The sequence below is a fragment of the Streptomyces sp. NPDC008086 genome (assembly GCF_042957325.1).
GTDB lineage: Bacteria > Actinomycetota > Actinomycetes > Streptomycetales > Streptomycetaceae > Streptomyces.
On record NZ_JBIBIA010000007.1, the window covers coordinates 48,616 to 62,896 of the forward strand.

Annotated in this window: 12 protein-coding genes; 7 read left to right on the top strand and 5 right to left on the bottom strand. The window is 69.9% G+C overall.

Features of this window, described 5'->3' with window-relative positions; translation table 11 throughout:
* Window positions 1-7: 7 nt before the first annotated feature.
* A complete protein-coding gene (locus tag ACFZBP_RS24745) occupies window positions 8-1,339 on the bottom strand; it encodes an extracellular solute-binding protein (RefSeq protein ID WP_391416184.1) in 1,332 nt (443 codons plus the stop codon).
* A gap of 287 nt (window positions 1,340-1,626) precedes the next feature.
* Here ACFZBP_RS24745 and ACFZBP_RS24750 point away from each other — a divergent pair, with 287 nt between their 5' ends.
* A complete protein-coding gene (locus tag ACFZBP_RS24750) occupies window positions 1,627-2,673 on the top strand; it encodes a LacI family DNA-binding transcriptional regulator (protein ID WP_383460713.1) in 1,047 nt (348 codons plus the stop codon).
* A 78-nt stretch (window positions 2,674-2,751) separates the two neighbouring features.
* Here the strand turns inward: ACFZBP_RS24750 and ACFZBP_RS24755 are convergent, their stop codons facing one another.
* Window positions 2,752-3,492 carry a helix-turn-helix domain-containing protein gene (locus ACFZBP_RS24755; protein WP_383460602.1) on the bottom strand — a complete coding sequence of 247 codons (741 nt, stop codon included), beginning with the start codon at window positions 3,490-3,492 and terminating at the stop codon, window positions 2,752-2,754.
* 240 nt (window positions 3,493-3,732) lie between these two features.
* On the opposite strand from ACFZBP_RS24755, the gene ACFZBP_RS24760 reads away from it, so the two are divergent.
* Window positions 3,733-4,422 (top strand): DUF4097 family beta strand repeat-containing protein, encoded by a 690-nt coding sequence (locus ACFZBP_RS24760; RefSeq protein WP_391416187.1) that lies wholly within the window; start codon window positions 3,733-3,735, stop codon window positions 4,420-4,422.
* 284 nt (window positions 4,423-4,706) lie between these two features.
* On the opposite strand, the gene ACFZBP_RS24765 is transcribed toward ACFZBP_RS24760, so the two are convergent.
* Window positions 4,707-5,921 (bottom strand): macrolide family glycosyltransferase, encoded by a 1,215-nt coding sequence (locus ACFZBP_RS24765; protein WP_391416189.1) that lies wholly within the window; start codon window positions 5,919-5,921, stop codon window positions 4,707-4,709.
* Window positions 5,922-6,105: 184 nt separating this feature from the next.
* Window positions 6,106-7,245: a PucR family transcriptional regulator gene (locus tag ACFZBP_RS24770; protein WP_383460611.1), complete on the bottom strand. Its 1,140-nt coding sequence runs from the start codon at window positions 7,243-7,245 to the stop codon at window positions 6,106-6,108.
* A gap of 87 nt (window positions 7,246-7,332) precedes the next feature.
* On the opposite strand from ACFZBP_RS24770, the gene ACFZBP_RS24775 reads away from it, so the two are divergent.
* Entirely contained in the window at window positions 7,333-8,388 is a 1,056-nt protein-coding gene (locus ACFZBP_RS24775) for an FAD-binding oxidoreductase (protein ID WP_391416192.1), read from the top strand.
* A gap of 7 nt (window positions 8,389-8,395) precedes the next feature.
* Window positions 8,396-9,514 (top strand): fatty acid desaturase, encoded by a 1,119-nt coding sequence (locus ACFZBP_RS24780; RefSeq protein WP_391416194.1) that lies wholly within the window; start codon window positions 8,396-8,398, stop codon window positions 9,512-9,514.
* 168 nt (window positions 9,515-9,682) lie between these two features.
* Here the strand turns inward: ACFZBP_RS24780 and ACFZBP_RS24785 are convergent, their stop codons facing one another.
* The gene (locus ACFZBP_RS24785; RefSeq protein ID WP_078504104.1) at window positions 9,683-10,324 is read right to left on the bottom strand and encodes a hypothetical protein; all 642 of its coding nucleotides are present in this window, start codon (window positions 10,322-10,324) and stop codon (window positions 9,683-9,685) included.
* A gap of 339 nt (window positions 10,325-10,663) precedes the next feature.
* Between ACFZBP_RS24785 and hemL the strand changes: the two genes are divergently transcribed.
* From hemL to ACFZBP_RS24800, 3 genes are all read left to right on the top strand, one after another.
* Window positions 10,664-11,983 (top strand): glutamate-1-semialdehyde 2,1-aminomutase, encoded by a 1,320-nt coding sequence (gene hemL, locus ACFZBP_RS24790; RefSeq protein WP_391416196.1) that lies wholly within the window; start codon window positions 10,664-10,666, stop codon window positions 11,981-11,983.
* Entirely contained in the window at window positions 11,980-12,678 is a 699-nt protein-coding gene (locus ACFZBP_RS24795) for a histidine phosphatase family protein (RefSeq protein WP_217205841.1), read from the top strand. Before hemL ends, ACFZBP_RS24795 begins: the two co-directional genes overlap by 4 nt.
* A gap of 219 nt (window positions 12,679-12,897) precedes the next feature.
* Window positions 12,898-14,223: a hypothetical protein gene (locus tag ACFZBP_RS24800; RefSeq protein WP_391416199.1), complete on the top strand. Its 1,326-nt coding sequence runs from the start codon at window positions 12,898-12,900 to the stop codon at window positions 14,221-14,223.
* Window positions 14,224-14,281 lie beyond the last annotated feature (58 nt).

Consider the following 14,281-nt stretch of genomic DNA (forward strand, 5'->3'; position numbering starts at 1 on the left):
CCGCTCCTCATCGCGCGACGGACTTCCGCAGGGCCGTCTGAAGGTCCCTCAACGCCTGCGCGCCGCTCTTCTCACCGGTCAGGGCGGCGTACGCCTGCTGCTGGACCGCCGAGGTCACGTCGCCGTAGCGCACGACGCGCGGGCGGGGCACGGCGCGCAGGATGGACTCCTTCAGGACGGGCAGGTACGGGTACTGCCCGGTCAGCGCCTTGTCGTCGTAGAGGGAGGCGTACGGCGGGGCGAGGGAGGCGTCCTTGAGGAAGGTGGCCGCGTTCTCCTCGTTGGTGAAGAACTTGATGAAGTCCAGGGCCGTGGCCTTGTTCTCGGCGGAGGACGACAGGGCCAGGTTGTGCCCGCCCAGGCTGGAGGCGCCGGGCCCGTTCAGCCCGGGCAGCGGGGCGACGGCGTACTTGCCCTCGATCCCGCTCCTGGCGGCCAGCGCGTACACGTAGGGCCAGTTGCGCAGGAAGACGAGCTTGCCGGCCTGGAACGCCTGGCGGCCGTCCTCCTCCAGGTAGGTGATGCCCTCCTTGGGGATCGTGCCGTCCTTGACGGAGCCGACGAGGAAGTCCAGGCCCTTTTGGGCCTCGGGGGTGTCGACGTGCGGCGTGCCGTTCGCGTCGGTGACCGTGCCGCCGGCCGAGTTCACGGCCTCGGTGAAGTTCACCGTGAGGCCCTCGTACTTCTGGAACTGCCCGGCGTAGCAGGACATGCCCTCGGCCTCGGGCAGCTTCCGCACCTTCGCGCAGTCGGCTCTCATCTCCGCCCAGGTGGTGGGCGGTCGGGCGATCCCGGCCTCCTTCAGCAGGTCGGTCCGGTAGTACAGCATCCCCCCGTCGGAGCTGGCCGGGACGGCGTACAGGCCACCCCGGTACCTGGCCGTCTCGACCACCGGGTCGAGCATCCCGCCCAACGGGAACCGCTCCTCGGGCAGTCGGTCGATCCACTGGTGGGCGGCGAACTCCGACGTCCACACGACGTCCAGCGAAAGCACCGTGTAGGCGTCGGACTTCGTCTCCGCGTTCTGGATCATCTGCTGGCGCTGCGCGTCCGGGTCCGTCGGCAGCTGGATGAAGGTGACCTTCTCCGTCGGGTGCAGCCTGTTCCAACGGTCGATCGTCGGCTGGACGGTGCCGGAGGTGTCCTTGCCGGCGACGTACGTGATGGGGCCGCGCCCCTCGAACGACGCCGCGGCCCCGGCCTGCCCGGAGTCACCGCCGCCGGGGGAGGCGCAGGCGGCGAAGAGGAGGCCGGAGGCGGTGAGTACGGCGGCGGCTCTGGCCGTGGAGGATTTCTGGGCTGTCGGGGATGTCGGGGATGCCGAGATCTGGGTCGTCACTGTCTCTCCTGGCGTGCGGGAACCTCATGAGACTGCGTTGTCACAACCTGCCGAGTTAGAACCAGCAGGTCAAAGCCCTATGGCTAGCAAGGCTGGGGATGATTCAACGGCGATTCGATGCTGTCGGGACAACGCTTGCAAGCTAGGGGCGGGCTATCCCGAAGTCAATGCGCTACTTCGCGGTAATGGTGCGCGGGATGCGATGAAAGCGCTGTCACAGCGACCCGGGAACGCGGTGCCGCCTGTGCTACCGTCCGCTCATGCCACCAGCTCAGCGGCACCCCACGATGGCTGACGTAGCCGAACGGGCCGGGGTCTCCACATCCACCGTCTCCAGGACCCTGCGCGGACTCTCCACGGTGTCGCCGGAGGTGCGCGCCCGCGTCGAGGAGGCCGCGCGCGAGCTGAACTTCGCCGTATCCCGGCAGGCCGCAAGCCTTGTCACGGGCCGGACCGGGAACGTGGCGGTGCTCGTCCCCACCCTCGACGCCTGGTTCATGGGGGCCGCCCTGTCCAGCCTGGCCCCGCTGCTGCGGTCGGCGGGCATGGAACTCAACGTCTATGTCATCCCCGACATGACCGAGCGCACCTCGTTCTTCGAACGCCTCCCGGCGCGGCGCAACGCCGACGCGCTGCTGGTGTTCTCCTTCGACCTCACCGACGCCGAGACCGCCCGGCTGGACAGCCTCGGCATGCCCGTCATCTACGTCAGCCAGCATGTCGAGGGCCGGCCGAGCGTCTACGTCGACGACGTGGCCGGCGCCCTGCACGGCACCCGGCACCTGCTCAACCTCGGCCACCGCCGGATCGCGTTCCTGGAGACCGTGGGCGCCAGCGGCTTCTCGTTCAGCTCCAACGAACGGCTGCTCGGCTACCAGCAGGCCCTCACCGAGGCGGGCGTCCCCCTCGACGACGACCTGGTCGCCGCGACGACGGCCGGCGACAAGCGCGGCACCGCCGAGGCGCTCGGCCGGCTGCTGAGCCTGCGCGAGCCGCCCACCGCGATCTTCGCCGAACAGGACGAGGTCGCGGTCGCGGTCATCCGGACCCTGCGCCGGACGCAGATCGCCGTTCCGGAACGCATCTCCGTCCTCGGCTTCGACGACCAGCCGCTCGCCGACTGGTTCGACCTGTCCACGGTGGCCCAGTCACCCTCGGACATCGGCCGCGAGGCGGGCGAGCTGGCGCTGCGGCTCATCGAGGACTCCCACGTGCCCGAGGACTCCCAGGCGGAGCGCGAACGGCACGTGGTCCTGCCGACCCATCTGATCCCCCGGGCCACCACGGCCCCGGCGCCCCGCCCTCAGGACGAGCAGGAGGCGGACCGGGGGTAGGGGGCAGGGGCAGGGAGCAGGTAGGGACCTGCTGGCAGGGACCTGGGGCAGGGGACGCCCGGGGCGTGAGCCGCCCGCTCAGGTGGTGCTGCTGTCGTCCGACGCCGTCCCGGGCCGGGTGTGGAGGATGTCGCGGGCCTGGTCGGCGGCGCGGGCGATGCTCTCGGAGACGAAGTCGAGGAAACGGGCGATGTTCTCCAGGCGGATCGCGGCCGGGGTGTCACGGCCGAGGACATGCACGCCCTCGCGTGCGGTCTCGGCGAGCTGGGTGGTGCCGCGGGCGCTGGCGATCATGGACTGGTACCAGACGTCGTTGTCGGCGACGTAGCGCTCGCGCCGGCGTTCGTCGCGCTCCCGGCGGACCAGGCCCTGGCCCTCGAGGAACGCGATGGCCTTGGAGATGGACGCCGGGCTGACCTGGAGGCGCTGGACGAGCTCGGCCGCGGTGAGACTGCCCGCGTCGCTGGTGTAGAGGCAGGTCAGCACCCGGGCCATCATCTTGGGCGTGCCCGTCTGTATCAGGACGGTCGTGAACGTCTCCTCGTACTCCCGCACAGCCTCGGCGTCCCGCCCGTAGGCCTGCGCGGGCGCCTCACCGCCTCGGGGCGCGGCCTGCCGACGCCGGTGCGCGCGGCGTTCGGTGGCCCGGTGGGCGAGGTCGGCGCGGTAGGCGGTGGGGCCGCCGTTGCGCATCACCTCCCGGGTGACGGTCGAGGTGGGGCGTTCGAGGCGCCTGGCGATCTCCGCGTAGGCGAGGCCGTCGGCCAGACCCAGCGCGATCTGCTGCCGTTCCTGCTGGGTGAGCCTGCCTCCCGGCATGGGGGCTCCCTTCGGGGTCTCGCGGGCTCTGATGTCGCCAGCATAGCGTTCATCGGCATTCATTGCAATGATTGAGTTGAGGATCGTTGCGTTAAATTCAAGGTCGTTGCAATGATTTCACGGCTGTGAACTGCATAGATGGCTATTGAGTGCAACGAATTGATTGCCAGATCTTCGAACGCAACGTAGCGTTTCTAATGTCAGAAAACGAAGGCAAGCAAGCACACACAGGAGCGCATCATGCAGAAGTTCGACACCTCCACCCCCGCCCCGGTCTCCGTCGTCCTGGACATCCCCGCCGGGCACGTCCGCTTCATCGCCGCCGACCGGGCCGACACCACGGTCGAGATCCTGCCCGCGGACGCCACCAAGAGCCGGGACGTGAAGGCGGCCGAGCAGATCCAGGTCACCTACGGTGACGGCGGTGACGGCGGCGTCCTGCGCATCGAGGCGCCCGAGGCGAAGAACCAGTACTTCGGCCCCTCCGGAGCCGTAGAGGTCACCGTTCAGCTCCCGGCCGGCTCCCACGTCGAGGCGAAGACGGCCAGCGGCGAGTTCCGGGGCGTCGGACGGCTCGGCGACGTCACCTTCGAGGGCGCCCACGGCTCGGTCAAGCTCGACGAGGCCGCGAGCGCCCGGCTGACCCTGACGGCCGGCGACGTCTCGGTCGGCCGCCTGGCCGGTCCCGCGCGGATCAGCACCCAGAAGGGTGACCTGCGCATCACCGAGGCCCAGCACGGCGCGCTCACCCTGCGCACCGAGCACGGCGGCATCTCGGTCGGCGCCGCCCGCGGAGTCTCCGCCTCCCTCGACGCCGGCACCGGCTACGGGCGGATCCACAACACCCTCCAGAACGCGGACGGCACCGCAGCAGGCCTCACCATCCACGCGACCACGGCGTACGGCGACATCACCGCGCGCAGCCTGTAGGGCCCGTGGGGTGGAGTGGGGCGGGGTGCAGCGGGTCGGGGTGCGGACGGGATCGGGCCGGTGGTGATGCGCGAACCGAGCGGTCGGGCCGATGGTGATGCGCGAACCGAGCGGTCGGGCCGGTGGTGATGCGCGAACCGAGCGGTCGGGCCGGTGGTGATGCGCGAACCGAGCGGTCGGGCCGGTGGTGATGCCCGAACCGAGCGGTCGGGCCCACCGAGCGGTCGGGCCGGTGGTGATGCGCGAACCGAGCGGTCGGCCACTCCGCCCCCGACGACCTGCTGCTACCCCGCCACCTGCTGCTCCCCCACCAACTGCTCCTCCACCAGATCCGCGGCCCGGCGGGTGCCGCCCTCGGCGCGGGCCTCGGACCACAGCCAGGCCGAGCGCGCGGCGACCCGCGGATCGCCGATGAGTTCCATCAGCGCGGTACGCAACGTCGCCGCCGTGACGTCCGCGGCGTCGATACGGCGGGCGACGCCCAGCTCGACGAGCCGGCCGGCGTGAAGGTGCTGGTCGGCCCCCTGCGGCACCGCGATCATCGGCACCCCGGCGTACAGTCCCTCGCTGCAACTGCCCATCCCGGTGTGCGTGACCCACACGTCCGCATGCTCCAGAATCGTCAACGGCGGCTCCCAGGGCCGCACTTCGAAGTTGGCGGGAATCCGGTTCCCCGGACCGAGGGGGCCGCCTCCACCACCGCCACCGGTGCCGTCGGTCTGCAACACCACATGCCACCCGGGGAGATCCGCGAACGCGGCCAGGCACTGGTGGTGGATCTCCTGAGGCCCGTGGTACGCCGAGCCGGTCAGCGACACCAGCAGCACCTTCTCCGCACCGGTCGGCCGCTTCCAGCCGTCCCGCTCCTGACCGGCGCCGAAGCACGGGCCGACGAACGTCGCCGCCTCGGCGTCCACCCGGTCCGCATGCGGTTGCATGGCCCGCGGGATCATGGCGAGCACCCGACGCGGACGCCCGATGAACTCCTCGACGTCCGTGGTCACCGCCCCGCACCGGCTCAGCCAGGCCCCGAACCGCGCCCGGTACGCGGGACCTCCGGGCAGCCCGTCGAACGACGCACCGATCTGCTCCCCGGCCCCATCCCAGCCCACGTGCGCGGCGGACAGCTGCACGAGACCACGGCCCTGCGCCTCGGCCAGCGCCCGCCCCGCGTACGCGCCGACGTCGTGGAGGTAGAGATCGGCGGGAGCGTCGTCGTACACGGCGTGCAACTGCGGCAGCACGGCCATCGCCTCCTCGAGGAACAGGGACGCGGCGCCGATGGGATCCTGCGGCCAGTCACCGTCGGCGACCGGAAGGGTCGACGCGATGCCGACCAACTCGGCGCCGGTGGGGGAGATCAGCTCGGCGACGCGACCGGAGACGGCGTACGTCACCCGATGACCGCGGGCCACCAGCTCACGAACGATCTCCAGGCTGGGCAGCACATGGCTGACCGCAGACGTACCGACCATGGCGATATGTGCGGGACGGGGCATGACCGGACTTCCTTGACTAGAGGTCTACGCCAGGGAAACGCCCAGAAGCCCGACGGGGCAACGCGCTTCCCACCCGGAACCGCCCACATGCCTCCCGATATCCGTTTCACCGCATGAGCACCGAGGACGAGGCCACGATTCCTGGACCGCTCGCCGGCGCGGTTCTGGACGGTCGAAGAACGGGTCAGCCGGCCCGAAGACCCACCGCCAGCGTCAGTTCAAGGACCCGGTGCGGCGAGGCGAGATCCGGAAACAGCTCCCGCAGCTGCGACATCCGGTACCGGACGGTCTGGGGATGGACGAACAACGCCGCCGCCACCTCATCCCGTCTGCCCTGGTGCAGCAGCCACGCCCGCAGCGTCTCCTCCAGCCGCCGCGCGGTGGCGACAGGCAAGGTCCGCAACGGTGCGAGGGCTCGGGCACGCAGGTCTGCGAAAGCGTCCGCGTCGGCGCTCAGCACCAGCTCGGGCAGGTGGTCCTCGGTGTCGCGGATATCGGAGGAGAGGGAGCGCGCGCGTACGGCTCGGGCGTACGAGGCGGACGCACGCGTCCATGGCCGGGCCGGTCCGACCACGGCGGTGCGGTCGGTCAGCTGCCGCAAGAGATGGGCGCGGTCGGCATCGGGGACGAGCAGCACGCCGGAGGCGTCCGGCAGATCGTCGAGGACGAGGGTGCTCGGGTCGAGCGCGCGGTAGGCAGGCCGGGCCTGGGCGGCGGGCAGCAGGACCGCCGTCAGCGAAACCGGAGGCTGCCACCCGGCCCGTTGAGCAGAGGCAAGCAGTACGTCCGGGCTCGCGCCGGCGAGGAGGTCGCGGGCCAGGTGTTCCAGGTGGCGCTCGTGGGCCCGGCCCTGGGCGGCCAGTTCGTCGGCGTGGCCCGCGGCGCTCGCGGCCGAGAGCTCGTCGATGTAGGCGAAGGTCAGCTCGGCGAACTTGGCGACCTCGGCGGCGGGCAGACCTGCGGGTACGGCACCCGCTGCCAGGCATCGCCAGGCCACGCGGGCGCCGACGCGGTAGGCGCTGAGGAGGGCGTCCATCGAACGGCCGTCGCGCACCTCGCCGCGGCCCAGCTCGTAGGCTGCGTCACCGGCGTCACCGCCCGTGGCGTTCCCGCTCGCGAGGTCCAGATAGTGACCCAGGGCGGTGCGGACGGCTCGGCGAATGGTGCCGCCCATGCGGCCCGAAAGGGCGCCCGCGTACGGAGGGACCTCGTCGATGATCGCCTGGACGACCTCGTCGGCGGTGGTCCTCAGCACGGCCCGCAGTGCGGTGACCGTCGTCTCATCCAGGGCCAGCTCGGTGGCCCTCTGGATTGCATGGCTCATGTTTTTGTTCCCTGCGAACAATTCAGCCGACCAGATTCACGTCCTGCGGTCAGGACTTTACGCCTTGAGGCACAGCAAGCTGGAGTCATGACGAGTGCAGCCCTCCGCGGCAGGGCGTGGAAACTGCTGGAGATGGTCACGACACCGCTGCTGCCGTCGGACTACCTCGACCTGGTCAGCCCGCTGCGTGCGGGCGCCGACCTGCGTGGGCGCATCGAGGCCGTGCACCCCGAGACGGGTGACGCCGCGACCATCGTGATCAGGCCGGGACGGGGCTGGCGCGGCCACACGGCCGGTCAGTACGTGCGGATCGGCGTCGACGTCGACGGGGTGCGCCTGTGGCGTGCCTACTCCCTCACCTCGCCGACGAACCGCCGGGACGGCCGCGTCACGATCACCGTGAAGGCGATCCCGGACGGCAAGGTCAGCAACCACCTGGTCCGCAGGGTGAAACCGGGCACGCTGATCCAGCTCGACCAGGCGACCGGTGACTTCGTGCTGCCGCAGGCCAAGCCCGCCAAGGTGCTCTACCTGACGGCCGGCAGCGGCATCACGCCCGTGATGGGCATGCTGCGCGACACCGAGTTCGACGACGTCGTCATGGTCCACTGCGCGCCACAGCCGCAGGACGTGATCTTCCGCAACGAACTGCACGACCTGGTCGCGGACAAGAAGCTGCGGCTCACCGAGGTGCACACCGACACCGACGGCATGCTCGACATCGCCCGGCTCGACGAACTCGTGCCCGACTGGGCCGAGCGCGAGACCTGGGCCTGCGGGCCCGCGGGCCTGCTCGACGCCGCCGAAAAGCACTGGAGCGAGCACGGCGTCCCGGAGCGCCTGCACACCGAACGCTTCCGCCCCACCATCCTCGCCGCCGGTGACGGCGGCGAGGTCACGTTCAGCGCCACCGGCAAGACCGTCGACGCGGACGGCGCCACGCCGTTGCTGGACGTCGGCGAGGAGGCCGGCGTGCTCATGCCCTCCGGGTGCCGCATGGGCATCTGCTTCGGCTGCGTCACGCCGCTCAAGGCGGGCGCCGTCCGCGACCTGCGCACCGGCGAGATCACCGAGGCCGAGCCGGGCGTCCTCATCCAGACCTGTGTGTCCGCCGCGGCGGGCCCCTGCGACATCGAACGGTAGGAGCACCTTGACCGCCATCGACCCGACCGCTCACCTGACCGCGGAGCAGATCGAGGAACTCGGCCGCGAGCTGGACGCGATCCGCGACGAGGTGATCGCCGGTCGCGGCGAGAAAGACGCCGCCTACATCCGCAAGGTCATCTCGGCGCAGCGCAAGCTCGAGCTGGTCAGCAGGGGCGTACTGCTGTTCTCGATCTTCCCGCCCGCGTGGCTGATCGGCACCGCCGGGCTGTCCGTGGCGAAGATCATGGACAACATGGAGATCGGCCACAACATCCTGCACGGCCAGTGGGACTGGATGCGGGACCCGAAGATCCACTCCACCACCTGGGAGTGGGATCACGTCTCGCCGGCCGACCAGTGGAAGCACTCGCACAACGAGCTGCACCACACGTACACCAACGTGATCGGCAAGGACAACGACCTCGGCTACGGCATCATGCGCGTCGACGAGGACCAGAAGTGGCACCCGTTCCACCTCGGCCAGCCGCTGTGGAACTTCCTCAACGCCTGCTTCTTCGAGTACGGCATCGCGGCGTACGACCTGGAGCTCGGCAAGAACCTGCACAAGCGCCGCCGCAAGAACCCGGAGTTCCGCGCGCGGGCCAAGGCCGTGGGCCGCAAGATCCGCAAGCAGGTGCTCAAGGACTACGTGATCCACCCGCTGCTGTCGGGCCCGTCGTTCCTCCCCACGCTCGCCGCCACGTTCACCGCGAACCTGGTTCGCAACCTCTGGTCCCACTCGGTCATCATGTGCGGGCACTTCCCCGAGGGCGTCCAGGTCTTCGAGCGCCGGTCGATCAAGGGCGAGACGCGCGGCCAGTGGTACCTGCGCCAGATGATGGGCTCGGCGAACATCAGCGGCAGCAAGGCCATGCACTTCATGACCGGCAACCTGTCGCACCAGATCGAGCACCACCTGTTCCCGGACCTGCCGAGCAACCGGTACGCCGAGGTCGCGGTGAAGGTGCGCGCCCTGTTCGAGAAGTACGAGCTGGAGTACGTCACCGGGCCGCTGCCCAAGCAGGTGTTCTCCGCGTGGCGCAAGGTCTTCCGGCTCTCGCTGCCGAACAAGAAGCCCGCGGTCAGGACGCCGGACCGCGAGCAGGAGCTCGTCGCGGCCTGATTCCCGGTATCGGTTCAGATCTGTCGGCCGTACCGGCGGGACCGCCGGGTCCGGTGAGATCCGTTGCGGACGGTGGGCGAGCGCACCCTGGCGGGCCTACCACCGCAGCGTCTCGGCACATGACGAGGGCGGGGTCGAAACCCCGCCCGAAACCCCTGAAGCCCCTGGTCAGGGCCACACAAGGCAGTACGGCTGATGCCCCGCCTCATGGAGGCGATGGCTGAAGTCCTGCCACTCGTGCAGCAACTGGTACACGTTGAACGCATCCCGCGGCCCACCCCGATCCGGCACCGTGGACCAGATGAACGCGGCCGCGCCCACCGCTTCCTCTCCTATGCCCCGCAGCGGGTCGACCACCGTCATCGGGAGCTTGACCACCGCGTAGTCGGGGTGGAGGACGACCAGTTCCAGGGGCGGGACCTTGTGCAGGGGGACGCCCTCGATGCCCGTGAGGACCATCGCGGCCATCGTCTCCGGCTTGATCTTGGTGAACATGCCGTTCATGCCGAGTTCGTCGCCGCCGAGTTCTTCGGGGCGCATCGAGATCGGGACGCGGGCCGCGGTCGCACCGTCCGGCGCGCCGAAGTACTTGTACGTCACCCCCACCCGACCACCATTCCTGCTCGCCCTCAGCCGATCACTGTGACGGTCGGCCCGCTCTGATTCGTTCGGTACACCCGGCATATCCGGTACTACGTGTCCCTGACGTGCTTCGTTCGAATCCTCCGCGTCGCGCCGGTGCCTTCCCCGCCGGGCACGTCGAGGACCCAGGTCATCAGTCCCCTCGCCCAGTCCGCCACCGCGATGCATATCTCCACCCGACTGCTTTTCTAGGACGCGTGGCGCCCGCCGCGCAACCCGATCATCGTGTCAGTGACCTCCCCCACGGCCGCCCGCCGAAACGTGCGTTGAAACACCTGTCCGCAGGATCTTTTCAGTCCCTGACCACCACGCCCCGCATGAGCTGTGTGTATCACGCCCAGTCTCGCAGATCGCGGGCGGGCAGCCGCCGGGAAGTGGACAGCGGGGGAGGCGGAGGGAGCCCGTTCGGCGGGGCGGCGGCCGTCCCGCTGCCGCGACCTCCCGCTGGCCTACCCTGAGGAGGTCACTGCCCATCGGAGCCCGAGAAGGTCGGAGAAGTCGCAGGCCATGAGCGAATCGCCCTATCCATACGAAGCACCGGCCTCGCAGGCCCTGTTCGACCGTGCGGCGGTCGTCACCCCAGGCGGCGTGAACTCCCCGGTCCGCGCCTTCCGTGCCGTGGGCGGTACGCCCCGGTTCATGGTGTCCGGTACCGGTCCGTACCTGACCGACGCCGACGGACGTGAGTACGTCGACCTCGTCTGCTCCTGGGGCCCCATGATCCTCGGGCACTCCCACCCGGACGTGATCGCCGCCGTCCAGGACGCCGTCTCCCGCGGTACCTCCTTCGGTACGCCCGGTGAGGGCGAGGTCGCGCTCGCCGAGGAGATGGTCGACCGGATCGAGCCGCTCGAACAGGTCCGGCTCGTCTCCAGCGGCACCGAGGCGACCATGTCCGCCATCCGGCTCGCCCGCGGGTTCACCCAGCGGACCAAGGTGATCAAGTTCGCCGGGTGTTATCACGGGCACGTCGACTCGCTGCTGGCCGCGGCCGGGTCCGGCGTCGCCACCTTCGCCCTGCCCGACACCCCCGGCGTCACCGGCGCCCAGGCCGGCGACACGATCGTCCTCCCCTACAACGACCTCGAGTCCGTCCACGAGGCCTTCCACCGCTACCCCGGCGAGATCGCCTGCGTGATCACCGAGGCCTCGCCCGGCAACATGGGCGTCGTCCCGCCGCTGCCCGGCTTCAACGAGGGGCTGAAGGACGCCTGCCGCAAGAACGGCGCCCTCTACATCTCCGACGAGGTCATGACCGGCTTCCGGACCAGTCGCGCCGGCTGGTACGGCGTCGACGGTGTCAAGCCCGACCTGATGACCTTCGGCAAGGTCATGGGCGGTGGCTTCCCGGCCGCCGCGTTCGGTGGACGCGCCGACGTGATGGCCCACCTCGCCCCGGCCGGGCCCGTGTACCAGGCCGGCACCCTCTCCGGGAACCCGGTCGCCACCGCCGCCGGCCTCGCCCAGCTCCGGCTCCTCGACGAGGCCGCGTACGACACGGTCGACGCCGTCTCCGCGCAGATCCAGTTCCTCGTCACGGAGGCCCTCGCGAAGGAAGGCGTCGCGCACCGGCTGCAGAACGCCTCCAACATGTTCTCCGTCTTCTTCACGGACCGGGAAGTGCGCAACTACGAGGACGCCAAGCGCCAGGAATCCTTCCGTTTCACCGCCTTCTTCCACTCGATGCTGGCGCAGGGCGTCTATCTGCCGCCCTCGTCCTTCGAGTCCTGGTTCGTGTCCACGGCCCACGACGAGCGGGCCGTCCAGCGGATCGCCGACGCCCTCCCGGCGGCGGCCCGAGCAGCGGCGGAGGCCACGGCGGCATGAGCGACAACTCCACGACCGAGAACGGCGACGTCACCGTCGTACACGTCATGCGGCACGGCGAGGTCGCCAACCCGGACGGGATCCTCTACGGGCGGCTGTCCGGGTACCACCTCTCCGAGCTCGGGCGGCAGATGGCCGACCGGGTCGCCGAGCACCTCGCCTCCCGCGATGTGACGTACGTCTGCGCCTCCCCGCTGGAGCGGGCGCAGGAGACCGCGACGCCGATCGCCAAGGCGCACGGTCTCGACCTCGCCACCGACGCGCGGCTCATCGAGGCCGACAACGTCTTTCAGGGCAAGACCTTCGGCGTCGGGGACGGGGCGCTGAAGAAGCCGGAGAACTGGAAGCACCTGGTCAACCCCTTCAAGCCGTCCTGGGGTGAGCCGTATGTCGACCAGGTCGTGCGGATGATGGGCGCGCTGGACTCCGCCAAGGACGCGGCGCGCGGGCACGAGGCGGTGCTGGTCAGCCATCAGCTGCCGATCTGGATCGTGCGCAGCTATGTCGAGAAGCGGCGGCTGTGGCACGACCCGCGCAAGCGGCAGTGCACGCTCGCGTCCCTGACGAGCTTCACGTACCAGGGCGACCGGATCGTGTCCGTCGGCTACAGCGAGCCGGCCATCGACCTCGTCCCCGCCCATCTCCGCGCCGGCGCCAAGCCGGTGAAGGGGAAGGACAAGGCCTTCGGCGCTTAGACGCTCCGCTGGGAGCGCCATCACGCGTCCGCGCGCCGCGGGGGCCGGCCGCGCCCACGCGGCGGAGCCGCACAGCGATACGGCGCGGCGCCCCTTCGGCGTGCTCAATACACGGTTGTGACATTTGTTGCGGTTCCTCCGCGATGGAGGAGGAACCTCCCCGTTCGTCGTGCCCTCTGACTGGGTGACCACCACAGAAGCACGACGGACGGGGCAGCAATGCGCAACTTCAGCCGAAGGGGAGTCATCGGACTCGGTGCCGGAGCGGCCGCCGCCCTCGGACTCGCGGGATGCGGCACGCTCACCTCGTCAGACGGGTCGGACCACGCCGAGGGTTCCAACGGCGGTACGGGCAACCAGCCCGGAGCCCAGACCCACCGCGCCCGTCCCATAGGCGACGGCTCCACCTCCTACACCGGCAAGCAGCCGAACCAGCCGGGCAAGCCCGAGCCGCTGGAGCCGGGTCAGGAGCCCCCGCAGTTCGTCGTCTTCTCCTGGGACGGCGCCGGCGAGGTCGGCAACGGCCTCTTCCCGCGCTTCCTCGAACTCGCCAAGGAGCACGAGGCGCACATGACCTTCTTCCTCTCGGGGCTGTATCTGCTCCCCGAGTCGAAGAAGCGGCTCTACGAACCGCCGAACAACCCGCGCGGCGCCTCCGACATCGGCTACCTCACCGACGAGCACATCAAGGCGACGCTGAAGAACGTCCGCCAGGCCTGGCTCGACGGCCACGAGATAGGCACCCACTTCAACGGCCACTTCTGCGCCGGCAACGGCACCGTCGGCAACTGGACCCCGCAGCAGTGGCGCAGCGAGATCGACCAGGCCAAGGCCTTCGTCAAGGAGTGGCGGACCAACTCCGGCTGGACCGACCTGCCCTCGCTGCCCTTCGACTACGACAAGGAGCTCGTCGGCGGCCGTACGCCCTGTCTCCTCGGCCAGGACAACCTGCTGCCCACCGCCCGTGAGCTGGGCTGGCGCTACGACGCCTCCTCGCCCGGCGGCCGTCAGGTGTGGCCGGGGAAGAAGCAGGGGCTGTGGGACCTGCCGTTGCAGCAGATACCTTTCCCCGGACGTTCGTTCGAGGTCCTTTCCATGGACTACAACATGCTCGCCAACCAGTCGATCAACTCGACGAACGCGCCCAGCCACAACTACCCCGGCTGGCGCCAGCAGTCGGCGCAGGCGTACATCCAGGGATTCAAGCGGGCGTACGAGACAAACCGTGCACCCTTCTTCGTGGGCAACCACTTCGAGCAGTGGAACGGCGGCATATACATGGACGCCGTCGAGGAGGCCCTGAAGTACATCGCGCGGGAGAGGGAGAAGGGCGCAGACATCCGTCTCGTCTCCTTCCGGCAGTTCGTGGACTGGATGGACGTACAGAAGCCGGGCATTCTGGACAAGTTGCGCACGCTGGAGGTCGGCCAGCAGCCCGTCGGCGGCTGGAAGACCTTCCTCAGGGGCACCCAGGGAAGCCAAGGTGGCCAGGGGAGCGGTCAGAGCGGTCAGGACGCTTCCGCGGGGACGCAGAACGCCGCCTGAAATGCGGGTCTACGTCCGAGAGGGGGGTGCCAAAGATCCCCGGAACGGGCATGCGAAA

Bases quoted from the DNA above. Each gene is read 5' to 3' on its own strand.
- ACFZBP_RS24750 (WP_383460713.1), top strand. From the start codon at position 1,627: ATGGCTGACGTAGCCGAACGGGCCGGGGTCTCCACATCCACCGTCTCC.
- ACFZBP_RS24755 (WP_383460602.1), bottom strand. From the start codon at position 3,492: ATGCCGGGAGGCAGGCTCACCCAGCAGGAACGGCAGCAGATCGCGCTG.
- ACFZBP_RS24760 (WP_391416187.1), top strand. From the start codon at position 3,733: ATGCAGAAGTTCGACACCTCCACCCCCGCCCCGGTCTCCGTCGTCCTG.
- ACFZBP_RS24765 (WP_391416189.1), bottom strand. From the start codon at position 5,921: ATGCCCCGTCCCGCACATATCGCCATGGTCGGTACGTCTGCGGTCAGC.
- ACFZBP_RS24770 (WP_383460611.1), bottom strand. From the start codon at position 7,245: ATGAGCCATGCAATCCAGAGGGCCACCGAGCTGGCCCTGGATGAGACG.
- ACFZBP_RS24775 (WP_391416192.1), top strand. From the start codon at position 7,333: ATGACGAGTGCAGCCCTCCGCGGCAGGGCGTGGAAACTGCTGGAGATG.
- ACFZBP_RS24785 (WP_078504104.1), bottom strand. From the start codon at position 10,324: ATGCATCGCGGTGGCGGACTGGGCGAGGGGACTGATGACCTGGGTCCT.
- hemL (WP_391416196.1), top strand. From the start codon at position 10,664: ATGAGCGAATCGCCCTATCCATACGAAGCACCGGCCTCGCAGGCCCTG.
- ACFZBP_RS24795 (WP_217205841.1), top strand. From the start codon at position 11,980: ATGAGCGACAACTCCACGACCGAGAACGGCGACGTCACCGTCGTACAC.
- ACFZBP_RS24800 (WP_391416199.1), top strand. From the start codon at position 12,898: ATGCGCAACTTCAGCCGAAGGGGAGTCATCGGACTCGGTGCCGGAGCG.